Source organism: Micromonospora sp. DT31 (genome assembly GCF_049841795.1).
Taxonomy (GTDB): domain Bacteria; phylum Actinomycetota; class Actinomycetes; order Mycobacteriales; family Micromonosporaceae; genus Micromonospora.
In genome coordinates this window covers 25,241-50,215 of the sequence record NZ_JBNCKZ010000011.1, presented here as the reverse complement: position 1 = coordinate 50,215, position 24,975 = coordinate 25,241, and the positions used below count along the sequence as shown (strand labels likewise).

The window sequence follows — 24,975 nt, the reverse complement described above, 5'->3', positions numbered from 1 at the left end:
TGAGCCGGGACACGCCGGGCGGGCGGGATGGGGATACGCTCGATCACGTGAGCGCACGGCTGCCGGTGTTTCCGCTCGGGACCGTCCTCTTCCCCGGGCTGGTCCTTCCGCTGCACATCTTCGAGGAGCGCTACAAGGCGCTCGTGCGTCATCTGGTCGCGCTGCCCGAGGGCGCGCCCCGGGAGTTCGGGGTGGTGGCCATCCGAGCCGGCTGGGAGGTCGCCGCGGCCGGGCCGGGGCGCACCGGGCCGGGCGGCGGCGACGTCACGCTGCACGAGGTGGGCTGCACCGCCGAGCTGCGGCAGGTCACCGAGCTGACCGACGGCGGGTTCGACATCGTCACGGTGGGGCGGCGGCGGTTCCGGGTCGGCGCGGTCGACGACGCCACGGAGCCCTACCTGACCGCCGAGGTGCAGTGGCTGCCCGAGCCGGACGGCCCGGACGAGGTGGCGGGCGTGCTGGCGGCGCGGGTGATCTCGGTGTTCCGGCAATATCTCAGCCTGATCCGGCCGGACCAGCAGGAGATCTCCGAGCAGCTCCCGGAGGATCCGACCGTGCTGTCGCACCTGGTCGCGGCGACCGCCGCGCTCACCGTCGCCGACCGGCAGCGGCTGCTCGCCGTCGACGACACGGCCGGTCGGCTCCGCGCCGAGCTGCGCCTGCTCCACCGGGAGACGACGCTGCTGCGCCAGGTGCGGGCGGTGCCGGTGCCGCTCAGCGAACTGGCTGGTCCGCCGGCGCCGAACTGATGTCCGGCGGGGGTGGCGGCCAGCCGCCGTCGGACACCGGCTCGGGTCGCAGCGACGGCCACCGCGACCAGCCGGCGAGCAGCGTGTACGTGACGGCGGTGCCGAACGCGGCGAGCAGCAGGCTGCCGTGCGGCACGGGCAGCAGGCCGTACCAGTCGACGCCGCCGGCGCGCAGGTCGACCGGCTTGGTGAAGGCGGCCCCAGGCGGTGCGGTCTCCAGCAGGCGTTGGAACGTGGACAGCCCGATGCGGCGGCCGACCTGCCAGGCCACCACCGCCGCGCCGAGGGCGCCCAGCGCGCCGCCGAGCAGCACCGTCGGGCCGCGCCAGCGACGCAGCAGCACCCACAGGGCGACCGCGGCGAGCACCCCGAAGGCGAACGTCAGCAGGCTGAACCAGCCGTCCGCGGCGATCGGCTGCTCCGGCTGCGGCGTCGTGTAGACCGCGCCGTTCGCGGTCTGCCGCACCGGCGTCTCCGGCGCCAGCCACGCCCACAGCAGGCCCAGCGGCACGCCGAGCAGGGTGAGCAGGGCCGCCACGCCGAGAAAGCGCCCGAACGCCTGTCCGGGACGGCGGGGCGCCCGTGGCACGGCGGGTGCCCAGGCCACCCCGCCCGGGTGTGGCGGGTACGGCCCCGGGTGTGCGGGGTAGGGCCCCGGAGGTGCGGGGTACGGCCCCGGGTGTGGCGGGTACGGCCCGATGCCGGGGCCGGCGGTCGGGTCGCCGGTGGGTGCCGGAAAGCCGGCCGGCCCGGCGGGCGGCGGGGCGTACGGGGGCCGGGCGTCGGCGTCGGCGGCCCGCTCGGGATCAGGGGTTTCCGGACTCACCCGTCGATCCTCTCAGGCCCGGCCGGTCAACGCGCGAACGGTTCGAGCATCACCGCGGCCGCCTTGAGCCAGGCGGTGCGGGTCTCGGCCTGGAGCTGGTGGTATTCGATCGAGGAGCCGGTCTCCAGCGCCGGGTCGTAGGGCACCACGGCGACCGCCCGGGTGCGGGTGGCGAAGTGCCGCTCCAGGTCGTCCTGCAGGGAGGTACGTCCCGGCGTGGGGCAGGAGATCAGCGTGACCGCGCCGTCCGCCAGCTCACCCATGCCCTCCTCGTGCAGCAGGTCGAGCATCCAGTCCGCGCTGAACGCGGCGTCCTCCCGCGGCACGGTGGTCACCACGAGCTGGTCCGCGGCCTGCATGACGGTGCGCCAGTTCGGGCTCTCCACGTTGTTGCCGGTGTCCACGCAGACCACCTCGTGGGTGCGGCGCAGCAGTTCCAACACCCGCTTCACGGTGAACTGGTCGAGGCGCTGGGCGAAACGCGGGCTCTCCTCGCCGGCCAGCACGTCGTACGAGCCGTCGGCGGCGTGGCGCAGGTAGTCGTCGAGGTGCGACAGCAGCGTGTTGCCCTCAAGGATCTCGATCTGCGCCAGGTCGTGGATCAGGTGGCGGATGGTCCGGGCGTGCCGTGCGCTGCCGGCGCGCAGGCCCAGCGTGCCCCGCAGCTCGTTGTCGTCCCAGGCCAGCACGCCGCGTCCGCGCACGCTGCCCACGGTGGCCGCGGCGAGAACCGTGGCGGTGGTCTTGTGCACCCCGCCCTTGGGGTTGGCGAAGGCCAGCACCCGCGGGGTGCCCAACTCGCGACGGAGCACACCGGTGGCCCGTTCCACCTCGGCGTCCGGCCCGGGGACGCGCCACTGCGCCCGGGCGGACTCGATCCGGCCGGGTCGGTTCTCCACGGGCCGCCGGGGCGCCGGCACCACCGGTTCCGGAACGGCCGGCGGGTCCGGCCGGTAGCGACCCCGGTCGAGCAGCGCGTAGCGGGACTCGGCCGACGTCGGCGGCTGGTGGCCGTCGCCGTGACCGGGGCGTCGCGGTTCGACCGGCGCCTCGGCCCGCCCGCGTACCTCCGGACCGAGTCTCCAGGACGGCTCCGGGTCGGCCGCCGTCCAAGAAGGCTCGGGGTCTGCCGCAGTCCACGGCTCGGGGTCGGCCGCCGTCCAGGACGGTTCCTGGACAGCCGGCCAGGACGGCTCCAGCGGCGGGGCGTGGGACGGCTCCGGGACGGCGGGCCAGGACTGCTCCGGCAGCGGCGCGGGGGCGTGGGACGGCTCGGCCCGCCAGGACGACTCCGGCGGGTACGGCTGACCGGCGCGCCAGGGCTGCTCCGGTTCGGCCGGCCGGTAGGCCGGTTCGGCCCGGTAGGGCGGTTCGCCGTCGTATCGGGGGCCGGTGTCGTGCCGGGGGTCGAGGCGGAAGGCCGGGTCCACCCGGAACGTGGCCTCGGCGCGGTAGGCGGGTTCGGCGCCGTACGACCCGTCGGGGGCACGGCCGACGGGGGCGGCGCGGCCGGTCCAGCCGGTGCCGGAGGCGCGGCGGGGCAGCGAATCAGGAGGCGGCGGCGGCGGTTCCTCGGCATGCCGGTCCGCGTCGGCGTGCTCCGCCCCGCGGCCGCCGAGTCGGGCCCGGTCGAGCAGCGCGCGCCACCGCGGTGCCGGCTCACCCTGCCGACCCCAACCGGTCTCGCTGCCGTCCAAGGACTCGCCCCTCCCCAGCCCATCGATCTCCGCCTGACAGGCTACGAACGAAACCCTATTCGGACCACTCCCCGCTCCGCACACCGCCCGGTGACCTCCTCGCCGTGGCGTCGCCTCGGATCACCGGGCGGCCGGATGTCTCAGGAGGTCGAGGCGGGATTGGGTGACCCCGATCGGGCCACCTGCGGTCGGGCGGTCGGTGAGGGTCCGCTCACCGGCCGTGCGGCTTCCGACGAATCGCTCATTCCGCCCGCCGGGGCGACTCCGGTGTCGGCCGGCGGACGAGAGGTGTCCCGCTGCTCGGGCAGGGGCGGCAGGAACACGGTCCGGTCCAGGCGGACCACCTCCGGCGCCGGGTCGACCGCCCGGACACCGGGCCGGATGGCGAGCGCCCGCAGGGCCAGCGGGTCGGCCCGGACCACGGCGGCGTACACGCAGGCGCACCCCGCCCGGTAGGCGGCCGCCTCGCGGGCGGCCACGTCCGCGCCGGTGTCGTACACCCGGCGCAGCTCGGGGTCGGCGGTGGCCGCCGGGGCGGCGGCGCGGGCGCGCTGGTCGGCGGCCTCCCGGTCCTTGCGACCGGCCACCTCGACCATGCCGGCCAGCACGTCGTCGGGCAGGCGCAACGCGGCGATCCGCACGATCTCGGTCTGCCGGTCCGGCAGCGGCACCCGGGCCACCACCGCCGACACCGGCGCGCCACCCAGGGCGGCAGCCGCGTCGGCCGGTGCCAGGTAGGCGGCGAACGAGACCAGCGCGTACGCGTCCGGGGCGTCGAGGCGGGCCAACTCGTGCCCGGCGGCACGCAGGTACGCCGGGATGCTGGCGCCGGCGGCCACCCCGACCCGGGTCACCTCGCCGACCGTGCGGTCGCCCACCGGCCGGTCCCGGCGCTGCCCGACGGCGACCACCAGCAGCACCGCCGCGCAGGCCACGGCCAGCCAGGTCAGCGTCGCCGCACGGGACCGGCGCGGCGGCGCGGGCTCGTCGCTCATGGTCAGTCGCGCAGGATCTCCAGCGCCCGGGTCAGGTCGTCCGGGTACTCGCTGACGAACGTGACCTCCTCGCCGGTGCCCGGGTGGGTGAAGCTCAACGAACGCGCGTGCAGCCACTGCCGGGACAGGCCGAGGCGGGCCGACAGCGTCGGGTCCGCGCCGTAGGTCAGGTCACCCACGCAGGGGTGCCGCAGCGTGGAGAAGTGCACCCGGATCTGGTGCGTACGCCCGGTCTCCAGGCGCACGTCGAGCAGGCTGGCGGAGGGGAACGCCTCCAGCGTGTCGTAGTGGGTGATGCTCGGCTTGCCGCCGGAGACCACCGCCCAGCGGTAGTCGTGGTGCGGATGCCTGTCGATCGGGGCGTCGATGGTGCCGCGCAGCGGGTCCGGGTGGCCCTGCACCACGGCGTGGTAGCGCTTCTCCACCTCGCGCTGCTTGAACGCCCACTTCAGCGCGGTGTACGCCCGCTCGCTCTTGGCCACCACCATCACGCCCGTGGTGCCCACGTCGAGCCGGTGCACGACGCCCTGCCGCTCGGCCGCGCCGCTGGTGGAGATCCGGTGGCCGACGCCGGCCAGTCCGGCGATCACGGTGGGGCCGGTCCAGCCGGGGCTCGGGTGCGCGGCCACGCCGACCGGCTTGTCGACCACCACGATGTCGTCGTCGGCGTACACGACGGTCAGACCCGGCACGGTCTGCGGGATCACCGTCGGCGGGGCGGCCGGCGCGGGCAGCGTGACCTCCAGCCAGGAACCCGCCTTGACCTTGTACGAATTCGGCCGGGCCACGCCGTCGACGAGCGCGTCCCCGGCATCGACCAGACCGGCCGCGGCGGTGCGGGACAGGCCGAACAGCCGGGCCAGGGCCTGGTCCAGGCGCATGCTGTCGAGGCCGTCCGGGACGGGCAGGGAACGGTGGTCGCCGCCGGCGGCGGACACGGCGCTCACGCGCGCTCCCGCTGCTCGGCCGGGGCGTCCTCGGCGGAGGACTCGGCGCCGGCCCGGGAGCCGTCGCGCTGGCGGCCGGTCAACTCCAGGAACACCGCCAGCACCACACCGCAGACCAGCGAGCTGTCGGCCAGGTTGAACACCGGCCAGACCTTGCCGTACGGGTCGAAGAGGCTGATCATGTCGACCACGTGGCCGACGAAGTGCCCGGGCGCGCGGAAGATCCGGTCGGTGAGGTTGCCGAACGCCCCGCCCAGCACCAGGCCCAGCGACACCGCCCAGGGCAGCGACCGCAGCCGCAGCGCCATCCAGGCGATCCAGCCGATCACCGCGAACGTGATGATCGAGAAGACCCAGGTGTGGTCGGAGCCGATGCTCCAGGCCGCACCGCTGTTGCGGGTGAGGGTGAGGTAGACGGCGCCGCCGAGCAGCGACACCGGCTCCCGGCCGGTCAGCTCGGCGAGCGCGAGCTGCTTCGTGCCGAGGTCGGCCAGGAACGAGACCAGGGACACCCCGACCAGCAGGCCGACCGCGGTGCGGCGGGGCACACCGGTGCCCGACTCGGTGGCGCCGGTCCCGGCGGGTGGTGCTGCGGTCATCTGCTCCCCATCGACGCTCGCGACGGTGGCGATCACCGTCTGCCGTACGGCCGCTGGGGAGCGGGCGTCAGCGCCGCTCCTCCAGCTGCTTGCAGGTCACGCAGAGAGTGGCCGACGGGAACGCGGCGAGCCGCTCCACCGGAATCGGTTTGCCGCACCGCTCGCACCAGCCGTAGCCACCCTCGTCGAGGCGCTCCAGGGCGCGCTCGACCTGCGTGATCCGCTCTTTGATGCTGTTGGCGAGTGAGATCTCCTGCTCGCGCTCGAACGTCTTGGTCCCGGTGTCGGCCTCGTCGTCCCCGGCCGAGTCGGTCAGCCGGTCGCGCTGCAGCTCGGTGATCCCGCTCAGCGTCTGATCGTACTCGGCGGTGAGCTCGTCCCGCCGCGCCGCCAGGGCAGCCCGGATCTTCTCGGTCTCGGCCGCGCTGCGGGTGGCCTTGGCCACCGGCTTACGACCGGCGGTCCTGGTGTCGGCTGGCTTCGCCATCGTCAGCTCCCTCAGCCGCAGGACGCGGCGGTCAGCGGTACGTGGGCAGGGGACGCCGTCGTCGGCGTCCTCCGCGTACGGAACGGGCACACGGCGACCGCGCCGTGTACTCCGGAGGGTGGCAAGAATACGGAACGTACAGGCCTCCGACAACGTGCCGCACCGTCGTCCCACGTTTCCGCCGCGGACTGCCACTAATCCGGGCAAAAGGAACGTTAGCAGGTCAACCCGTGCGGTCCTCGCCGTACTCCCCGAACCACCGGGCCAACCGGCCCCGGCGGCTCACCGCCCGCAGCCGCCGTTCGGTCTCGTCCCGCGCCCCGGCTGTCGCCACGACGAGCAGGCTGTCCCCCACCCTCAGCCGGGTGTCCGGGCCGGGCACGAAGCCCACCCCGTCGCGCAGCACCAAAGTGACCGCCGCACCCACCGGCAGCCGCAACTCGTCCACGTGCACCCCGGACAACCGGGAGCCCGCGGGCACCTCCACCTGGAGCAGGTCGGCGCGCATCCGCTCCAGCGGGGCGGTCTCCAACAGGATCTCGCTGGCCTCCGACGGCGCCGTCACCCCCAGCCGGCGGGCCGCCGGGGCCAGCGTGCCGGCCTGGAGCACGGTGAAGACCACCACCAGCACGAAGACCGCGTCGAAGAGCCGATCCGCTCCGGGCACGTGCAGCGAGAGCGGGATGGTGGCCAGCACGATCGGCACCGCGCCGCGCAGCCCCGCCCAGGACAGGAAGAGCTGCTCCCGAAGGTTCACCCGGAACGCCAGCGCGGAGATCGCCACCGACAGCGGGCGGGCCAGCAGCACCAGCGCCGCCCCGGTGATCAGCGCCGGCAGCACCGCGGCGTCCAGCCGGCCCGGCGAGACCAGCAGGCCGAGCATCACGAACAGGCCGATCTGGGCGAGCCAGGCCAACCCGTCGGCGAACCCGAGGATGGCCTGCCGGTGCGGCAGCCGGGAGTTGCCCAGCAACACCCCGGCCACGTAGACGGCGAGGAAACCCGAGGCGTGCAGCACCGAGCCCGCCGCGTACGCCAGCACGGTGAAGCCGACCACCGCGATCGGGTAGAGGCCGGCCGAGGGCAACGCCGCCCGGCGCAGCGCGTACCGCCCGGCCAGCCCGGCGCCGACGCCCACCGCCGCACCGACGCTCAGCTCGTAGCCGAGCAGCAGACCCTCGTACCACCACGGGTGCGCGGCCCCGGCCCCCGCCCGGGACAGCAGCAGCACCAGCAGCACGACCGGGGCGTCGTTCATCCCCGACTCGGCCTCCAGCGTCGCCACCAGCCGGGGCGGCAGGCGCAGCCGGCGCAGCGTGGCGAACACCGCCGCGGCGTCGGTCGAGGAGAGCACCGCGCCGTAGAGCAGAGCCAGCCGCCAGTCCAGGCCCAGCAGCAGGTGCACCACCACGCCGACGACCACGATGCTGACCACCACGCCGACCGTGGACAGCCCGGCGGCCAGGCCGAGCACCGGCCGCAACGTGCTCCACCTGGCGCTCAGGCCACCCTCGGCGATGATCACGATGAGCGCGCAGAAGCCGAGCATCCGGGTCAGTTCGACGTCGTCGAAGCGGATGCCCAGGCCGGCCTCGCCGATCAGCACCCCCAGCGCCAGGTAGACCAGCAGGCTCGGCACGCCGAGGCGGGTGGAGAAACGCACCGCACCCACCGCGACCAGCAGCACCGCCGCGCCCACCAGCAGCGCGACGTCGAGCCCCGGGGTCATCGCCGTCCGGCGGGGCGGGTTCTCACGCGACGCCGCCGTCGCGCAGCCGGCGCAACGCCTGGGCAAGCGCGTCGTGCGGGCCCTGCACCAGGAACAGCTTGTCCCGGCTGGCCGTGCCGGAGCGCAGCGACACGGCCGACGGCCGGACGTCGAGCGCGTCGGCGAGCGCCCGCCGGGCCGCCTCCGTGGCGCGGCCGTCCACGGCCGGGGCGTGCACCGCGACGACAAGCGCGGGGCCGTACGGGCCGTCGAACCGGCCGCCGACCCGGGCCCGTGCGGCGCCGGGTTTGACCCGCACGGCGACGGTGACCGGGGACGTGTCGGTCATGGGTGGTGGGGCGGAATGTCGGCCAGCAGCGTGGTGGCGGCGGCGCAGTCGGCGCACGGGCTGAAGCCCAACCCGACCGCCTCGGCGACCGGCAGCGCCTCGTCGTCCCGGCCCACCAGGTGCGGGCAGTCGAACAGGTGGAAACGCGGGTGGCCGTCGACCACCCGGACCTCGCCGGGGACCCGCACCAGCCGGGCGACCTCACCGGCGGAGAGGAACTCGGCCGGCGGGCCGTCGTCGGACGGTCCGCCGGGCGCGGGCGAGGTGGGCTCCGCGAGGCGCTGGCCGGGCGGTGAATACGGCTCGGCGTCGAACGGCGGCGGGTACGGCTCAGCCGGCGAGTAGCGCTCGGCCGGCGGGTACGGCTCGGCGGCCGGCGGGGACACGTCGAACGGCTCGTCCGGAGCCGGCGAGTAGGCGGCCGGCGGTGGGTCCTCCACCGCCGACGGGTCGTCCGGCGCGGTCACCGGCGACCCGGGCGGTTGCCGCCACCCGGGTGCGCCGGAACTGACCGTGGACGTGTGGTGCGGGACCGGGCTGACCGGCTCGTCCGTGAACGGGACGGCACGCGCGGTCCGGGTGCGCGGCCCGGTCCCCCGGCCGGCCGTCGCACGCGTCGCAGCCGCCTGGCGGGCGAACGCGACGAAGACGACGGCGGACAGGAGACTGGCCGCGATCGAGATGATCAGCAGGAGGCTCGACCCGCTGGCCAGACCCGCCACCAGCAACACGACCGCGACGAGGATGAGCAGGACGCTGGCGGCTACCACGGCTCACCCCCGGCCGCGTCGTGTCGGTCTGGGCTGTCGGGGGGGGGGGGGGGGGGGGGGGCCCCCCGGCCCCCCCCCCCCCCCCGCCCGCGCCCCCCCCCCCCCCCCCCCGCGGGGCCCCACCCCCCCCCCCCCCCGGCGGGGGGGGGGGGGGGGGGGGGGGGGGGGCCGGGCGCGGCCCCCCCCCCCGACGGGATCAGCGGCCGGACTCGAGCGAGCCCGCGCGGCCACCGCCGTAGGAGCCGGCGAGGCCGGCGGCGGCGAGACCGTTGCTGCCGGTGGCGCGGGCGCCCTCGGTGCGGTTCATCTCGACCTCGAGACCCTGGCCGCGACCGTCGAGGTCACGCAGCTGGCTCTCCAGGTACGCCTTGAGGCGGGTGCGGTACTCGCGCTCGAACTGCTTGAGCTCCTCAATGTGCTTCTGCAGCGAGGTGCGCTTGGCGTCCAGGCCGCCCATGGCCTCCTGGTGCCGCTGGCGGGCGTCCCGCTCCAGCGCGTCGGCCTTGGCGCGCGCCTCCCGGGTGACCTCCTCGGCCTTGGAACGGGCCTCGGAGAGCAGCTGGTCGGCCTCGCGGCGGGCGTCGGAGACGTGGTCGTCGGCGGTGCGCTGGGCCATCATGAGCACGCGCAGCGCCTGCTGCTCGCCGTCCCCGGTCACCCCGGCCGGGCCGCCCTGGGTGCGGACCTGCTCCAGCTCGGCCTGCATCGCCCGGGCCGCCTGCTCGGCGGCCGCCTTGTCGCGCTGCACCCGGTCGAGCTGGGCCTTGACGTCGTTGAGCTCCGCCGCGAGCCGGGCGTCGCCGCCGGGGCCGGCGGGAGCGCCACCCCGACCGCCGCGCTCCACCTGGGCGCGCAGCTCGTTGTTCTCCTCGATCAGACGGGCCAGCTCTCGCTCGACCTCGTCCAGGAAGGCGTCAACCTCCTCCTCGTCGTACCCCCGCTTGCCGATCGGCGGCTTTTTGAAGGCGACGTTGTGGACGTCGGCCGGGGTCAGCGGCATCGAAACTCCTCGGGTCAGTTGCGGCCGCGAAAGCGCTCTGGTCAGGCAAACGCGAAGATCAGGCGCCTCAACACGAACTCCATCAGCACGAACAGGATAACCAGGAGCACAAGGGAGGCCAGGTCGATGCTCACGGTACCAATTCGCAGTGGCGGGATCACACGCCTCAACGTTCGCAGGGGCGGATCAGTGACGCTCCACACGACTTCCAGTCCCGCCGACGCTCCTCGTCCCGGTTGCCACCGGCGACCATAGGCCAGTACCGCGCCGAGCACAAATCGTGCCAATAGGACAATAAGGAAGATGTACAGCACCAGGTAGAGCACCTGGAACAGGATCGACAACACGGCAGGCGACGTCCCTTGGTCGTGCGGCTCAGCTCAGGCTGAAGAAGCCGCCCTCAGCGATCTTGGCCTTGTCCTCCGCGGTGACCTGGACATTGGCCGGTGAGAGCAGGAACACCCGGTTGGTCACGCGCTCGATCGTACCGCGCAGGCCGAACGCCAGCCCGGCGGCGAAGTCGACCAGTCGGCGGGCATCCGCCTCATCCATCTCGGTGAGATTGATGATCACCGGCACGCCGTCGCGGAAGTGCTCGCCGATCGTGCGCGCCTCGCGGTAGGTGGTCGGGTGCAGCGTGGTGATCTGGTAGCGCTGCTCCTCCTCGTGGACCACCGCCCGCTCGCGCGTCTGGGCCTGCGGCGCCAGGGCGAGATTGTCCCGGGTGTGGTACGTCAACGCGCCGGACCCGTCCCCGCCGGAGGACCGGGTGATCGACCGGACGCTTGACCGCTCGCTGCGCTCCGGACGCTCGGAACGCTCGGAACGCTCCGCGTCCGACCGGTCCGCGTCGAGCGCCCGGCTCGACGCGCGCTCGGACACCCGACCCCGGTCGCCGAGCCGGCTGCGCGGAGCCGGTGGCTCCTCGGCCTCCTCGTCGTCCTCGTCGGCGAACTCCTCGGCGTACCGGCTCGACCGGTAGCGCGACGAGTCCCGGTAGCCACCCTTGTCGTAGCCACCGTCCTCGTACGCCCGCTCGTCGTCCTCCTCGACGAGACCGAGCCAGACCCCCGCCTTGCGCAGTGCACCCATCCCCGCGCCCTTCCGTCCGCCGTGCGGCACGCGCCCCCGTGCCGTGTCGCTTGATCACGAGTGGACGAACATGCCCACCGGACCGGATCGGCAACCCCTGGTGGGCGGTTCGCGGTCCGCCCGCCACGGCCCCCGGATCCGGGAACGCCGTTCCTGAACAACACTGATGTAATTTGCTTCCGTCGTGGCCAGGCTACCGCAGCGTGGGGCGCATTCCGAGCAACGCACTGCCGACACGGACATGTGTCGCGCCGTGCCGGACCGCGCTCTCCAGGTCGCCGCTCATGCCCGCGGACAGCGCCGACGCGTCCGGATGGTCGGCGCGCAGCCGCGCCACCACCTCGGCCAGCCGGGCGAACGCGCGGTCCGGCTCCCAGCCCAACGGCGCCACCGCCATCACCCCGGCCAGCCGCAGCCCGGGGGCACCCGCCACCGCCGCGGCCACCGGGTCAAGCCCGCGCTGCGGGTCGGCCGAGCCCGGCAGCGCGCCGCCCCGGGCCGGATCGCCGTCGACGCTCACCTGCACCAGCACGTCCAGCGGCCGGTCCCGGGCGCCGGCCGCCGCGGCATCCAACGCCCCGGCCAGCCGGACGCTGTCCACCGACTGGACCACGTCGGCGTACCGAACCACCGACCGGGCCTTGTTGCGCTGCAACTGCCCGATGAAGTGCCAGCGCGGCGCGAGGCCGGCCGCGGCCACCGCCGCCGCCTTCGGCGCCGCCTCCTGGTCCCGGTTCTCCCCCACGTCGGTCACGCCGAGTTCGGCCAACGCGACGACGTCGGCGGCCGGGTAGGTCTTCGTCACCGCGACCAGGGTGACCTCGTCGCGGTCCCGGCCCGCCGCCGCACAGGCGTCGGCGACGCGGGCCCGGACCCGGGCCAGCGCGGCCGCGAGTTCGGCGCGACGCTCCGGTCGCACCGCGATGGGTGACTGGGTCATCGGCGCCGCTCAGGACCCGTTCTTGAGGAAGTCGGGCACGTCCACGTCGTCGAAGAGCACCCGACGCGACGGCTGCTGCGGAGCCGGCGAGGCGGCCGGCGGACTCACCGGCGCGCTCGGCGGGGTCGGCGGGTTCTGGTTGCTCTTGCGGGGCGACTCGACCGCCTTGTACGCCGGCGTGCCCCCGTCGAAGCCGGCCGCGATCACGGTGACCCGCACCTCGTCGCCGAGCGCGTCGTCGATGACCGCACCGAAGATGATGTTGGCATCCGGGTGGGCCGCGTCGGTGACCAGCTGCGCCGCGTCGTTGATCTCGAACAGGCCGAGGTCGGAGCCACCGGCGATGGACAGCAGCACGCCCCGCGCGCCGTCCATGCTCTGCTCCAGCAGCGGGCTGGAGATGGCCGCCTCGGCCGCCTCGACGGCGCGGTTCTCCCCGCGCGCGCTGCCGATGCCCATGAGCGCGCTGCCCGCGCCGCTCATCACGCTCTTCACGTCGGCGAAGTCCAGGTTGATCAGGCCCGGGGTGGTGATCAGGTCGGTGATGCCCTGGACACCGGACAGGAGCACCTGGTCGGCGGTGCGGAACGCGTCCATCATCGAGATGTTGCGGTCACCGAGCGCGAGCAGCCGGTCGTTCGGGATCACGATGAGCGTGTCGCACTGGTTGCGCAGTTCCTCGATGCCCGCCTCGGCCTGCACCTGACGGCGCTTGCCCTCGAACGAGAACGGTCGGGTGACCACACCGATGGTCAGCGCGCCGAGCTTGCGGGCGATGTTCGCCACCACCGGCGCGCCGCCGGTGCCGGTGCCGCCGCCCTCGCCGCAGGTGACGAAGACCATGTCGGCGCCCTTGAGCACCTCCTCGATCTCGTCGCGGTGGTCCTCGGCGGCGTTCTTGCCGACGTCGGGATTGGCACCGGCGCCCAGCCCGCGGGTCAGCTCCCGCCCCACGTCGAGCTTGACGTCGGCGTCGCTCATCAGCAACGCCTGCGCGTCGGTGTTGATCGCGATGAACTCGACGCCCTTGAGCCCAACCTCGATCATCCGGTTGACGGCGTTCACGCCGCCGCCCCCGATGCCGACGACCTTGATGACCGCCAGGTAGTTGTGCGGAGGTGTCATCTCCGGTCCTTTCCCTTCGAGATTGGCATGGGCCGACCCCACACGGCTTGGCCGGATCAGTGGTCGCACATGTCTCCGTCGCCTCCTCCGGCGGGGAGAACCTTCACCCTCTACTAGAGGCTTAGAGTTATGTCAACCACTGATCTCTTCGGGGCAACGTATGCGCCGCCGCGCCAGGAGCCAAGGACCTGTTCCGGCGTGTCGCGACCGAGCGACAGGTGACACACGCCGCCCACTGAGTCACCGGTCACCGAAAGGTGACCACGTCCGGCGCGCTCACGTCGATCCGGTCGGCCCGGCGAGCCAGCAGCGCGGTCGCCACGGTGGACTTGTCCGCGCCCCGGGAGGCGTCGCCCCAGAAGATCTCACGCTCCCCCCGGAGCAGCACCGTGATCCGCGCCAGCCCGGCCACGTCGACGGCGACAAGTTCGGCGCGCAGCTTCGGGCTGAGCGCGGTGAGCACCGCCAACCCGGCGCGGGTCCCCGGGTCGTCCGGGCCCGGCCGGCCGACCCGGACCACAGGCAGCCCGCCCGGGGCCTGCTCCAGCCGCTGGAACACCACGCCCGCGCCGTCGACCACCGCGAAACCCGCACCCTGCGGCACCACCGCCACCGGCACCCGCTCCACCACCCGGATGACCAGCGTCGACGGCCACTCCCGCTCCACCGTGGCCCGGGCGACCGGCGCGAGCGTGCCGACCCGACGGGCAGTCCCGGCCAGGTCCACCCGGGCCAGCGGCGCGTTGTCCGCCACCGCCGCGGCGTCGCGGACCTCCACCGGGGTGACCAGTCGCGCGCCGACCACCCGCACCTCGCGGACCCCGAACAGGCCGGTGCCGAGCACCGTCCAGGCGACCAGGCCGGCCACCACCAGCACCCCGGCGGTCACCGCCCACGGCAGCGCCGCCCGCATCCGCCGCTGCCGGGCCCGCGCCATGAACCGGCGGGTCGACGGCGGTACGGCGTCCGCGCCCGCGCGCACCAACTGCCAGCGCCGCACCGGGCCGCGTCGACCCGCCCCGCCGTCCGGACCGGGACTGCGGCCACGGGCCGGACCGGGGCTCATCCGGCGGTGGCCGCCGCGCCGTCCGGGCCGACGCCCGCGCCGAGCCCGGTGCCGTCGCCGGAACGGGCCAGCAGGGCGTCGAGCAACTGGTCGCCCATCAGCGAGATCGGCGGCGCGCCCATGGTCACGACCACGTCGCCGGCGCCGGCCCGGCGGGCCACCTCGCCCGGCACGTCGTCCCACGCCTCGACGAACACCTTCCGCTCCGCCGACAGCGGCACCACCTCGATCAGCGCGGCCGAGCCCTCGCCGGGGCGGCGCAGCTCACCCGGGCCGAAGACCTCCAGCAGCACCACCTCGTCGGCGATGCCGAGCGCGGCGGCGATCTCCGCCAGGTTTTCCCGGGTGCGGTAGAGCCGGTACGGCTGGAACACCACGATCAGCCGGCCGTCGCCGGCCACCTGGCGCAACGTCTCCAGCGCCAGCGTCATCGAGGTCGGGTGGTAGGCGTACTCGTCGTAGACCAGCACGCCGTCGGCCACACCCTTGCGCTCGAAGCGCCGCCGCACGCCGGGGAACGCGCCGAGCGCGACCTCCGCCGCCGTCGACGGCAGCTCCAGCAGGTACGCGACGAGCACCGCGGCGGCACTGTTGAGCGCCATGTGCCGGCCCGGCATCGGCAGCCGGAACTCGCCGAGCGGCCGGCCCTGGACCTCGGCGAGGTAGCGCACCCCCTGCGCGGACGAGACGACCTCGCTCATCCGCAGGTCGGCATCGGCGGACCCGCCGTACGTCCACACCCGACGGCCCTGCGCCCGCAGCGTCTCGGCGAGCCGCCGGCCCCCCGGGTCGTCGGCGCAGGTGATGACGAAGCCCTCCGGGTCGGTGAGCTGGGCGAACTCGACGAAGGCCGCCTCCAGGCTGGCCAGGTCGCCGTAGGTGTTGAGGTGATCCGCCTCCACGTTCGTGATGATCGACACAAACGGGCGGTAGATCAGGAACGAGCGGTCGCTCTCGTCCGCCTCGACCACGAAGTGCTCGCCGGTGCCGTGGTGCGCGCCCGAGCCAACCTCGGAGATCTCCCCGCCGATCACGAACGACGGATCGGCGCCGGCCTGCTGGAGCACCATGGTGACCATCGAGGTGGTGGAGGTCTTGCCGTGGGTGCCAGCCACCGCCACCGTGCGGCGCCCGGTCATCGCGGCCGCGAGCGCCTCGGAGCGGTGCAGCACCCGCAGGCCCCGCCGACGCGCCTCGACCATCTCCAGGTGGTCCTGCGGGATGGCGGAGGAGTAGACGACGGTGTCCACACCGTCGAGGTTCGACGCCTCGTGGGTGGAGTGGATCGTGCCGCCCAGCGCGCGCAGGCCGGCGAGCGACGGCCACTCCCGCAGCTCGCTGCCGGAGACCGGCAGGCCACGGGTGAGGAACAGCCGGGCCAGCCCGGCCATCCCGACCCCACCCACCCCGATCAGGTGGATCCGGCCCAGGTCCTCCGCGGTCATGGCTCCGGCGGGCGTGAACTGCGCGGTGTTCATGTCAGGTACCTTCCCGTCGCGGCGGCCCGCATCAGCGGGCCACCGCCTCGTAGACGAAGTTCAGCAACGCGACATCGCCGTCCCGGCGGCCGTACCCGGCCGCCGCGGCGCCCATCGCGTGCAAACGCTGCGGGTCCCGGATCAGCGGAATCACGGTGCGCTCCACCCAGGCGGGGGTCACCTCGGCGTCGTCGACGAGCAGCCCGCCGCCGGCCTCCACCACGGGCAGGGCGTTGCGCTTCTGCTCCTGGTTGCTGTGCGGGTAGGGCACGTAGACGGTGGGCAGGCCGATCGCGGCCACCTCGGCGCAGGTCATCGCGCCGCCCCGGCCCAGCATCAGGTCGGCGGCCGCGTAACCCAGCTCCATCTCGGACAGGTAGGGCAATGTCACGTACGGCACCGGCAGGTCGGTGGGGACGGACACCGGCTCGTTGCGGGCACCGATCACGTGCAGCACCTGGACCCCGTTACGGGCCAGTTCCTTGGCCGCGCCGGAGACCGCCAGGTTGATCGAGCGGGCGCCCTGCGAGCCGCCGGCCACGAAGAGCACCGGCAGGTCGGGACGGAGTCCGAAGTGGGCGCGGGCGGCGTCGCGTCGGGCGGCCCGGTCCAGCCCGGCAATGCCGCGGCGCAGCGGCACCCCGACCACCCGGGCGTCACGCAGCGCCTCGGCCTGCGCCGGCTGGTGCGGGAAACCCACCGCGAGGTTCTTGGTGAACTTCATCCCGAGCCGGTTGGCCACCCCCGGCGGCACGTTCACCTCGTGGATGACGATCGGCAGTTCCCGCCGCCACGCGGCCAGGTAGCCGGGCACCGAGACGTACCCGCCGAAACCGACCACCACGTCGGCCCGCACCTCGTCGATCACCTTGCCGGCGGCGCGGGCCGCCTTCCACATCCGGTCCGGGGTGCGGACCAGGCTCATGTTGACCGACCGGGGCAGCTGGTAGGCCGGGATCTGCCGCAGGTCGTAGCCGGCCGGCGGGATCAGCTCGTTCTCCAGGCCCTTCGGTGTGCCCAGGCAGGTGATCCGGACGCTCGGGTCGTGTCGGCGCAGGCAGTCGGCAAAGGCGAGCAGCGGGTAGATGTGCCCGCCCGTACCGCCTCCGCAGAGCACCACCGAACGCAGCGGACCCATCAGCGTCTCCTCTCGCTCGCCGTGCCGGCGCGGGCCCGGTCGGACCGGGCGCCGCGGGCCACGGCCTGCTCGTCCCGCCGCCGCTGACGGGACCGGGGCACGGACCCTCGGTCGGCCGGAGGCGGCGCCGGTCGGCGCCGCCGGCCCGGAAGCGGCGGCAACGGGGCCCACACTAGTCGGACCCACCGGGCGGGCGGACGGGCGTGCAGGGCCCGGGCCGCGTCCGGCTCGGCGCGGGCGAACGAGGCGAGCATCCCGATCGCGGCGAGCGTCACCACCAGGGCACTGCCGCCGTCGGAGATGAACGGCAGCGGCACCCCGGTCAACGGCAGCAGCCCGGTCACCCCGCCGATGTTGATCACGGCCTGGCCGACCAGCCAGGCGGTCACGCCGGCCGCGGCGAGCCGGCGGAACGGGTCCTCCACCCGGCGGGCGATCCGCATCCCGGTGTACGCGAGCACCGCGAACAGCACCAGGACCACTGTGCAGCCGACCACGCCCAGCTCCTCGGCGAGGATCGCGAAGATGAAGTCGTTGTGCGCCTCGGGCAGCCAGTTCCACTTCAGCGAGCTCTGCCCCAGGCCGACGCCGAACCAGCCGCCGTTGCCGATCGCGTAGCGGGCCTGCACGAGCTGGTAGCAGTAGTCCAGTTCCTGCTCGAAGCAGGTCTTCGGGTCCGGCGGGTCGAGCCACATGGTGAGCCGGCCGAGCCGGTAGTTGTCCGCGTCCCGGGAGCCGGAGCCGGCGCCGAGCGAGGCGGCGGCCACCAGCAGGCCGACACCGACCAGGCCGACCGCGGTGAGCCCGGCGAAGATCCGGGTCCGGACGCCGGCCGCCCAGAGCATCCCGACCACCAGCGCGAGGAGGCAGAGCATGCTGCCCAGGTCGTTGTAGCCGACCAGCACGAACAGCAGGCCGACCACCGGGAACAGCGGCGTGGCCAGTTCCTTCCACCAGCCCAGCGCCGCGCCCTTGCGGGCCAGCACGTGCGCGGCCCAGAGCACCAGCGCGAACTTGGCCACCTCGACCGGCTGGACGGAGATCGGGCCGATGAACAGCCAGAGCAGTTCGGCCCGGATCGGGCCGATCGACGTCACGCCGAACAGCGAGTCCAGCGCGACAAGCAGGTTGAGCAGGAGCAGCAGCGCCACCGCGACGCCGAGCGCCGGTCGGCTGACCGCCCGGAACGTGCGCGCGGGCAGCCGCTGGCAGGCCCAGAACGCCCCGATGCCGATCACCGCGAAGACGGCCTGCTTGGTCAGCGAGGCGGACGCGTCACCGGCCTCCGCGAAGTCCCGCACGCTCGTCGCGGAGAAGACCATGGTGAGGCCGATCAGCAGCAGCAGGCCGGCGCTGGACAGCAGCAGGTAGTACGAGGCCAGGGGTCGGGCCAGCAGGCCGCGCAGGGCCGCCAGACCGCCCGCCAGGTCCCAGCCGGACGCGGCGGCCGGCGGGTCGGGCACCGGAGTGACCGCCGGCGCGCGGCGGGGCGGTGTCTCGCTGGTGCCGGTGCCCGTGATGTCTCGTCCCTCCCCCACCCGCCCATCATGGCGGCTCGACCCGCCCGTCCGTGGCGCAACCGGCCGGTCGGCGTGTCGAAACGTGAAACGGCGGGGCGTCCGGTGACACCCGGACGCCCCGCCGTCGCGGTCAGCTCACCGCGGCGAGGAACTCGCTGTAGAACAGGCCCAACGCGACGGCCACACCGATCCCGGCGATGATCCAGAACCTGACCACGATGTTGACCTCGCTCCAGCCGGCCAACTCGAAGTGGTGCTGCAACGGCGACATCCGGAACACCCGCTTGCCTGTGGTGCGGAACGAGATGATCTGGATCACCACGGACATGGTGACGATCACGAACAGCCCGCCCAGGATCGGCAGCAGCAGGATGGTGCGGGTGGACATCGCCATGCCGGCGATCAGGCCGCCCAGCCCGAGCGCGCCGGTGTCGCCCATGAAGATCCGGGCCGGTGAGGTGTTCCACCACAGGAAGCCCACACAGGCACCGGCCGCCGCCCCGGCGATCAACGCGATCTCCAGCGGGTCGCGCACGGTGTAGCAGTACGCCTCGGTGTAGTTCGGGTCCGCGCACCAGTGCCGGTACTGCCAGAACGCGATCAACGCGTACGCCGCCAGCACCATCACCGACGCGCCGGTGGCCAGACCGTCCAGGCCGTCGGTGAGGTTGACGCCGTTGGTCGCCGCCATCACCACCAGGATGATCACGATCACCGCGCCGACCTTGCCGATCTCCAGTGCCGGGATGTCCCGGATGAAACTCAGCGTCGTGCTACCCACCGTCTCGGTGTTGGTGGCGTTGCCACGCACGTCGGTCATGCTCGACGGGAAGTAGACCGCCACCGCGCCGAAGACCGCGCCGACCAGGATCTGCCCGGCCAGCTTGCCCCGCTTGTTGAGACCCCCGCTGTGCCGCTTGCGCACCTTCAGGAAGTCGTCGATGAAGCCGACCGCGCCGGAGAACACCATCAGCCCCAGCAGCACCAGCGCCGTGATGGTCGGCTCGACCTGCGCGATCTGCGCGTCCGGCAGCGTGGTCAGGGCCAGGTGCCCGGCCACGTACGCGATGACCGTGGCCAGGATGAAGACCACGCCGCCCATCGTCGGCGTGCCCTTCTTCCCCTGGTGCATCGCCGGACCCTCGGCCCGGATCGGCTGCCCGGCCTTGAGCCGGGTGAACACCTTGATCGCGATCGGGGTGCCGAACAACGAGATCAGGAACGCGACCCCGATGGCGACGATGACCGCCCTCATGCGGCGCCGCCCTCCGTCGCCCCTTCCCGGGCGTCCGCACGCAGCGCGTCGGCCACCTCCCAGGTCCGGTACCGGGAGCCCTTCACCAACACCACGTCTGACGGACGCAGCTCGCTCCGCAGCACCTCGACGGCCGCCGCCTGATCGGTGAGCAGCACCGACTCTCCTCCCCAGTTGCCTACCGCTGTCGCGCCCTCATGGATCGGCACCGCCGGCTCGCCCACCACGAGCAGCCGGTCCACTCCCAGTTCGGCCGCGAGCCGGCCGACCTGCTGATGCCCCTCCCGTTCGAAGTCACCCAGCTCCGCCATGTAGCCGAGCACCGCGACCGTACGCCCCGCCCCGCGCATGCTGACCAATGCCCGCAGCGCCACGCCGGTGGAGGCCGGGTTGGCGTTGTACGAGTCGTCGATCACGGTCACCCCGTCGGGGCGCTCGAAGACGTCCATCCGCCGTGTCGAGACCAGACCCAGCTCGCCAAGCGCCACCGCCAGGTCGGGCAGCGGCAGGCCCAGCTCCTGGGCCACCGCCGCGGCGGCCAGCGAGTTGGACACCTGGTGCCGGCCGGTCAGCCCGAGCCGCACCGGCGCGCTCCCCTGCGCAGTCACAAGCGTGTACGAGGGCCGGCCCCGCCCGTCCAGCGTCACGTCCACCGCGCGCACGTCGGCGTGCGCCGACTCGCCGTACCGGACGACCCGGGCCGACGTGCGCGCCGCCATCGCGTCGACCCGCGGGTCGTCGGCGTTCAGCACCGCCAGCCCGTCCGCCGGCAGCGCCTCGACCAGCTCCCCCTTGGCCAGCGCGATGGTCTCCACCGAGCCGAACTCGCCCAGGTGGGCCACGCCCACGTTGAGGACCACCGAGACACGCGGCGGCACCACCTCGCACAGGTAGCGGACGTGCCCCACACCGCGGGCGCCCTTCTCCATCACCAGGTAGCGGGTCTCCGCGGTGGCCTGCAACGCCGTGTACGGGTGCCCCAGCTCGTTGTTGAACGACCCGGGCGGGGCCACGGTCGGGCCGAGCCGGACCGCCAGCTGGGCGATCAGGTCCTTCGTGGTGGTCTTGCCGGACGAGCCGGTCAGCCCGATCACGGTCAGCCCGGGCAACCGGTCCACCACCGCGCGGGCCAGCCGCCCCATCGCGTCCAACGCGTCGCCGACCAGCACCATCGGCACACCCGGCAGCTCCCGGGTGCCGAGCACGGCCACCGCGCCGGCCTCCACCGCGCCGACGGCGTAGTCGTGGCCGTCCACCCGCTCGCCCGGGAACGCCACGAAGAGCCCACCCGGGGCCACCTTGCGGGAGTCGAACTCGACCGTCCCGGTGACCCGGGCACCCGGGTCGGCGCCGACCAGCCGGCCGTCGACGGCGGCGGCCACCTCGGCCAGCGTCAGCGGGATCACCGGGGACCGACCAGGTCGCCGAAGCGCGCGGCCAGGGCCGCGGCCAGCTCCACCCGGTCGTCGAACGGCAGCACCTCGCCGCCGATCTCCTGGCCGCGTTCCTGACCCTTGCCCAGCACCGCCACCACGTCACCCGGTTCGGCCACCCGGACCGCCTCCTCGATCGCCGCCCGCCGCCCGGGCACCTCGATGACACGGGCCGAGCCGCCGGCGGCGTACGCGCCGGCCAGCACCTCGGCCCGGATCGCGGCCGGGTCCTCGGTCCGCGGGTTGTCGTCGGTCACCAGCACCACGTCGGCGCCGCGCGCGGCCACCTCGCCCATCACCGGCCGCTTGCCCCGGTCCCGGTCGCCGCCGGCGCCCAGTACACACACCAGCCGGCCGTCGGTCAGGCCGCGCAGCGCGGACAGCACCGCCTCGATCGCGTTGGCCTTGTGCGCGTAGTCGACCACCCCGCGGACCGGGGCGTCGCCGCTGACCAGCTCCAGCCGGCCGGGCACGCCGCCGCAGGCGGCCACGCCACGCGCCGCGGTCGTCGGGTCCACCCCGACGGCCACCAGCAGCGCGACCGCCAGCAGCGCGTTCGCCACGTTGTGCCGACCGGGCAACGCCACGCCGGTGGGCAGGGTGAACCCGTCCGGGCCGTGCAGGGTGAACCGCTGGGCGTACCCCTCACCGTCGATCCGGTCGGCCCACCAGGTCGCGGTCGGGTCGCCGGCCGCCGAGTAGGTCACCGTGCCCGGCTTGTGCAGCGGGCGCAGCGCCGGGTCGTCGTGGTTGAGCACCTCGACCCGGCAGCGGCCGTCGAAGAGCCGCGCCTTGGCCGCGAAGTAGTCCGCCTCGTCGGCGTGGAAGTCCAGGTGGTCGGAGCCGAAGTTGGTGTAGCCGCCGACGTCGAACCGGACCCCGCCGACCCGGCCCATCGCCAGGGCGTGGCTGGACACCTCCATGACCACGGTGTCCACCCCCCGCTCGCGGGCCGCGGCCAGCATGGCGTGCAGGTCGGTGGCCTCCGGGGTGGTCCGGACGCTGTCCACCACCAGGTCGCCGAGGCGGGTCTCCACGGTGCCGATCAGACCTGTGGTGCGCCCCGCCGCGCGCAACCCGGACTCGACCAGGTAGCTGGTGGAGGTCTTGCCGGCGGTCCCGGTCACCCCGATCACGGTCAGGCCGGCGGTCGGGTCGCCGTAGACGGCCGACGCCACCTCGCCGAGCGCGTCGCGCGGGTCGTCGACGACAAGCACGGGCAGGCCGGCACCGGCGGCCAGCGCCGCGCCGGCCGGGTCGGTCAACAGGGCCACCGCGCCCGCCTGCGACGCGGCGGCGGCGAACTCCGCCCCGTGCCGGCGGGCGCCGGGCAGGGCGGCGTACAGGTCGCCGGGGCGGACCTCCTGGCTGGCGTGGGTCGCCCCGGTGACGGCCACCTCGGCGGCCCTCTCCGGCGGTGCCGCCGCCACTGCGGCGGCGAGGTCGCCGAGGCGGACGGGGCGCACGGTGGCGGGACGTGGATTGCCGGGCACGGCGTCAGACCCTACCCGGTCGTCCGGCGGCGGCCGCACAGCCGCCCCGGTGGTTCGTCGCCACTCCCCGATGATGTCGCGTCGGGTGCGCTCAGCGCGCAAAGACCTCGAACTTCGGGGACTTGTCGGTGAGCGACGGGGGTACCCGGTAGTGCCGGAGCGTGAAGCCCATCATCTCCCGGAACGCGGGCGCGGCCACCTCGCCGCCACCGCCGCTGGGGCTCCAGACGAAGACCGCCACGACGTACCGGGGGTTGTCCGCCGGGGCCATGCCGATGAACGAGCCGACCTCGCCGGGCTGCTGCTTGCCGTTGTCGTAGCGCAGGCCGGTGCCGGTCTTGCCGGCGACCCGGTAGCCGGGCACCGCGGCGGCCAGCCCGGTGGCCTGACCTTCCGGGCCGTCGACAGTGGTGACCGCCTCCATCATCCGGCGCAGCGCCGCCGCGTTGGCCGGGCTGAGCACCGGGCGGGTGACCGGCTTGGCGGCCGGACTGCGCCGGCCGTCCGCGCCGACCGTCTCCTTGACCAGGTGCGGCTGCACGTACGTGCCGTTGTTGGCGATCGCCGCGTACGCGGCGGCCATCTGCAGCGGTGTGGCGTCCACGCTGTGTCCGATGGGCACCGACCCGTACGCCGAGCCGCTCCACTTGTCGGCCGGCAGCAACCGTCCGGGAGCCTCCCCCGGCAGGCCCTCGCCGGTCGGCTGGCCGAGCCCGAACCGCTTCTGGTAGTCGATCAGTCGGTCCTTGCCCAGCTTGTCGGCGACCTCGATGGTGCCGACGTTTGACGAGAAGGCGAGCATCCCGGGGATGCTCATGGTGCGCCCGTCGACCGGGTGGGTGTCGCGGAACGTGATCCCGCCCCTGGTGATCGTGTTCGCCACCGGGAACGCGGTGTCCGGCGTGATCACGCCCTCCTGAAGGGCCGCGCCGTAGGTGATCGCCTTGTGGATCGAGCCGGGGTCGACAACGAACGTGGTGGCCGCGTCGTCGCGGTCCGAGGGCGAGTTGACCCTGGTGGGGTTGGCCGCGTCGTACGTCGGTTGGCTGGCCTGGGCCAGCACCTCCCCGGTCGGCACGTCGATGACCACCGCGGCGGCGACGCTGCCCTTGACCTTGGCCGTCTGCTTGGCCAGGATCCGCTGCGTCATGAACTGGAGGTCCCGGTCGACGGTGAGTCGCAGGGAACTGCCCGGCTGCGGCTGGGTGGTTCGGCTGTAGCCGCCGGGGATGGGCGCGGCCAGCTCACCCTGGCCCACCTCGTAGGTCCGCTTGCCAGCCTGCCCGCGCAACACGTCGTCGTACTTGGCTTCCAGCCCTTCCAGACCGTTCATGTCCTGGCTCACGAAGCCGAGCAGGTTGGCCGCCAGGTCACCGCCGGGCACCTCCCGCCGCTCGTCCCGGTGCACGTTGATGCCGGGCAGCTCCAGCGCCATGATCTGCTTCGCCTTGGCGATCTCGACACCGCGGGCCAGGTAGACGAACTGCAACGGCGTGTCGGTGCCGGGCAGGGTGCGCGGGCGCATCCGGTCGGCCAGTTCGGAGACGGGCACGCCGAGCAGCGGGGAGAGCCGGCGGGCGGTGGTGAGCCGGTCCTCGACCCGGGTCGGGTCGGCGAAGACGTACCGGGCTTCCACGCTGTGCGCCAGCGGCTCGCCGGTGCGGTCGAGGATCGACCCGCGCGGCGCGGGCAGTTCGACCACGGCGACCCGGTTGGGCAGGCCGCCGTCGGCGTACGCCGGGGTGTCCACCGCCTGCAGGTAGACCAGCCGCACGCCGATGCTGGCGAACAACGCCAGCGCCAGCACCGTGCCGAGGCGCAGCCGCCGGCTCGGGTCACCCAGTCGGGGCGGCCGGCGCGGCTTGCGTACCGGCCGGCGGGCGGCCGGGCGGCGCGGACCGGGCCGTCGGCGCGGCGGCGCGGGCTCCTCGTCGTCGTCGAAGGGTTCGCGCGTCGGGCGGGCCGAGACGGTACGCACCACGCCCGCGCGCCCGCCGGTCGTCGTGGACCGCCGGCCGGAGCGGGTGGCGTCGCCGGTGGTGGCCGGCGCGGGGCGGCCGGTCCGCCCGGCCCGGCCGCCGTCGAGCACCTGCAACGCGGGCCGGAACGGGTCGCCGGAGCGGGTGCTGCGCGGGGTACGCCGTTGCTCGGCGCCCCCGCCCTCGCGGACGGTCCGCCCCCGCGGGGTGTACGCCCGGGCGTCGGAGATCCCGCCGAGGCCCGGCTCCCGGGGCTCCGCCCCCCGCGACGATCCGCGCCGGGAGCCCGTGGCGTCCCGGCGCGGATCATCCGATCTCGGTGGCACCAC

General features: G+C 74.2%; 23 protein-coding genes. 1 reads left to right on the top strand and 22 read right to left on the bottom strand.

The genetic code is table 11. The annotated features are described in order from the left end of the window. The first annotated feature begins 47 nt into the window (after nucleotides 1-47). On the top strand, nucleotides 48-749 hold the full coding sequence (locus ACLQ2X_RS19160; protein ID WP_425682413.1) for an LON peptidase substrate-binding domain-containing protein: 702 nt from the start codon (nucleotides 48-50) through the stop codon (nucleotides 747-749). Here the strand turns inward: ACLQ2X_RS19160 and ACLQ2X_RS19155 are convergent. The 22 genes from ACLQ2X_RS19155 to ACLQ2X_RS19050 form a co-directional block, all read right to left on the bottom strand. Continuing rightward, nucleotides 715-1,575, bottom strand: a complete 861-nt coding sequence (locus ACLQ2X_RS19155) for a DUF2567 domain-containing protein (protein WP_425682412.1) — start codon at nucleotides 1,573-1,575, stop codon at nucleotides 715-717. The genes ACLQ2X_RS19160 and ACLQ2X_RS19155 overlap by 35 nt on opposite strands. Before the next feature lie 26 nt (nucleotides 1,576-1,601). After that, nucleotides 1,602-3,272, bottom strand: a complete 1,671-nt coding sequence (locus ACLQ2X_RS19150) for an ATPase (RefSeq protein WP_425682411.1) — start codon at nucleotides 3,270-3,272, stop codon at nucleotides 1,602-1,604. A 140-nt stretch (nucleotides 3,273-3,412) separates the two neighbouring features. Beyond that, on the bottom strand, nucleotides 3,413-4,267 hold the full coding sequence (locus ACLQ2X_RS19145) for a hypothetical protein (RefSeq protein ID WP_425682410.1): 855 nt from the start codon (nucleotides 4,265-4,267) through the stop codon (nucleotides 3,413-3,415). 2 nt (nucleotides 4,268-4,269) lie between these two features. Next, nucleotides 4,270-5,214, bottom strand: a complete 945-nt coding sequence (locus tag ACLQ2X_RS19140) for an RluA family pseudouridine synthase (RefSeq protein WP_425682409.1) — start codon at nucleotides 5,212-5,214, stop codon at nucleotides 4,270-4,272. Beyond that, entirely contained in the window at nucleotides 5,211-5,813 is a 603-nt protein-coding gene (lspA, locus tag ACLQ2X_RS19135) for a signal peptidase II (protein ID WP_425682408.1), read from the bottom strand. The genes ACLQ2X_RS19140 and lspA overlap by 4 nt, the downstream gene beginning before the upstream one ends. 67 nt (nucleotides 5,814-5,880) lie before the next feature. After that, nucleotides 5,881-6,300 (bottom strand): TraR/DksA family transcriptional regulator, encoded by a 420-nt coding sequence (locus tag ACLQ2X_RS19130; RefSeq protein ID WP_425682407.1) that lies wholly within the window; start codon nucleotides 6,298-6,300, stop codon nucleotides 5,881-5,883. 223 nt (nucleotides 6,301-6,523) lie between these two features. Further along, nucleotides 6,524-8,029, bottom strand: coding sequence for a potassium/proton antiporter (locus ACLQ2X_RS19125; protein WP_425682406.1), 1,506 nt, complete (start codon nucleotides 8,027-8,029; stop codon nucleotides 6,524-6,526). Between the two features lie 22 nt (nucleotides 8,030-8,051). Further along, a complete protein-coding gene (locus ACLQ2X_RS19120) occupies nucleotides 8,052-8,357 on the bottom strand; it encodes a DUF167 domain-containing protein (protein WP_425682405.1) in 306 nt (101 codons plus the stop codon). After that, a complete protein-coding gene (locus ACLQ2X_RS19115; protein WP_425682404.1) occupies nucleotides 8,354-9,127 on the bottom strand; it encodes a hypothetical protein in 774 nt (257 codons plus the stop codon). The genes ACLQ2X_RS19120 and ACLQ2X_RS19115 overlap by 4 nt, the downstream gene beginning before the upstream one ends. 196 nt (nucleotides 9,128-9,323) lie before the next feature. Beyond that, complete coding sequence (locus tag ACLQ2X_RS19110; protein WP_425682403.1) at nucleotides 9,324-10,127, bottom strand: DivIVA domain-containing protein; 804 nt, start codon at nucleotides 10,125-10,127, stop codon at nucleotides 9,324-9,326. A 41-nt stretch (nucleotides 10,128-10,168) separates the two neighbouring features. Next, nucleotides 10,169-10,474, bottom strand: coding sequence for a YggT family protein (locus ACLQ2X_RS19105; RefSeq protein ID WP_425682402.1), 306 nt, complete (start codon nucleotides 10,472-10,474; stop codon nucleotides 10,169-10,171). A gap of 28 nt (nucleotides 10,475-10,502) precedes the next feature. Beyond that, complete coding sequence (locus ACLQ2X_RS19100) at nucleotides 10,503-11,219, bottom strand: cell division protein SepF (protein WP_425682401.1); 717 nt, start codon at nucleotides 11,217-11,219, stop codon at nucleotides 10,503-10,505. Nucleotides 11,220-11,412: 193 nt separating this feature from the next. Continuing rightward, complete coding sequence (locus tag ACLQ2X_RS19095) at nucleotides 11,413-12,159, bottom strand: YggS family pyridoxal phosphate-dependent enzyme (RefSeq protein ID WP_425682400.1); 747 nt, start codon at nucleotides 12,157-12,159, stop codon at nucleotides 11,413-11,415. A 9-nt stretch (nucleotides 12,160-12,168) separates the two neighbouring features. Next, nucleotides 12,169-13,284, bottom strand: a complete 1,116-nt coding sequence (ftsZ, locus tag ACLQ2X_RS19090; RefSeq protein WP_425682399.1) for a cell division protein FtsZ — start codon at nucleotides 13,282-13,284, stop codon at nucleotides 12,169-12,171. Nucleotides 13,285-13,531: 247 nt separating this feature from the next. After that, on the bottom strand, nucleotides 13,532-14,350 hold the full coding sequence (locus tag ACLQ2X_RS19085) for a cell division protein FtsQ/DivIB (RefSeq protein WP_425682398.1): 819 nt from the start codon (nucleotides 14,348-14,350) through the stop codon (nucleotides 13,532-13,534). Beyond that, nucleotides 14,347-15,828, bottom strand: a complete 1,482-nt coding sequence (gene murC, locus ACLQ2X_RS19080) for a UDP-N-acetylmuramate--L-alanine ligase (protein WP_425682397.1) — start codon at nucleotides 15,826-15,828, stop codon at nucleotides 14,347-14,349. Before murC ends, ACLQ2X_RS19085 begins: the two co-directional genes overlap by 4 nt. Nucleotides 15,829-15,859: 31 nt before the next feature. Beyond that, nucleotides 15,860-16,966, bottom strand: coding sequence for an undecaprenyldiphospho-muramoylpentapeptide beta-N-acetylglucosaminyltransferase (gene murG / locus ACLQ2X_RS19075; RefSeq protein WP_425682396.1), 1,107 nt, complete (start codon nucleotides 16,964-16,966; stop codon nucleotides 15,860-15,862). After that, on the bottom strand, nucleotides 16,966-18,429 hold the full coding sequence (locus tag ACLQ2X_RS19070; protein ID WP_425682526.1) for an FtsW/RodA/SpoVE family cell cycle protein: 1,464 nt from the start codon (nucleotides 18,427-18,429) through the stop codon (nucleotides 16,966-16,968). Before ACLQ2X_RS19070 ends, murG begins: the two co-directional genes overlap by 1 nt. Nucleotides 18,430-18,616: 187 nt before the next feature. Next, on the bottom strand, nucleotides 18,617-19,741 hold the full coding sequence (gene mraY, locus ACLQ2X_RS19065; RefSeq protein ID WP_425682395.1) for a phospho-N-acetylmuramoyl-pentapeptide-transferase: 1,125 nt from the start codon (nucleotides 19,739-19,741) through the stop codon (nucleotides 18,617-18,619). Continuing rightward, nucleotides 19,738-21,147 (bottom strand): UDP-N-acetylmuramoyl-tripeptide--D-alanyl-D-alanine ligase, encoded by a 1,410-nt coding sequence (locus ACLQ2X_RS19060; protein WP_425682394.1) that lies wholly within the window; start codon nucleotides 21,145-21,147, stop codon nucleotides 19,738-19,740. Before ACLQ2X_RS19060 ends, mraY begins: the two co-directional genes overlap by 4 nt. Further along, nucleotides 21,144-22,706: a UDP-N-acetylmuramoyl-L-alanyl-D-glutamate--2,6-diaminopimelate ligase gene (locus ACLQ2X_RS19055; protein WP_425682393.1), complete on the bottom strand. Its 1,563-nt coding sequence runs from the start codon at nucleotides 22,704-22,706 to the stop codon at nucleotides 21,144-21,146. Before ACLQ2X_RS19055 ends, ACLQ2X_RS19060 begins: the two co-directional genes overlap by 4 nt. Nucleotides 22,707-22,758: 52 nt before the next feature. Beyond that, nucleotides 22,759-24,972: a peptidoglycan D,D-transpeptidase FtsI family protein gene (locus tag ACLQ2X_RS19050; protein WP_425682525.1), complete on the bottom strand. Its 2,214-nt coding sequence runs from the start codon at nucleotides 24,970-24,972 to the stop codon at nucleotides 22,759-22,761. Nucleotides 24,973-24,975 lie beyond the last annotated feature (3 nt).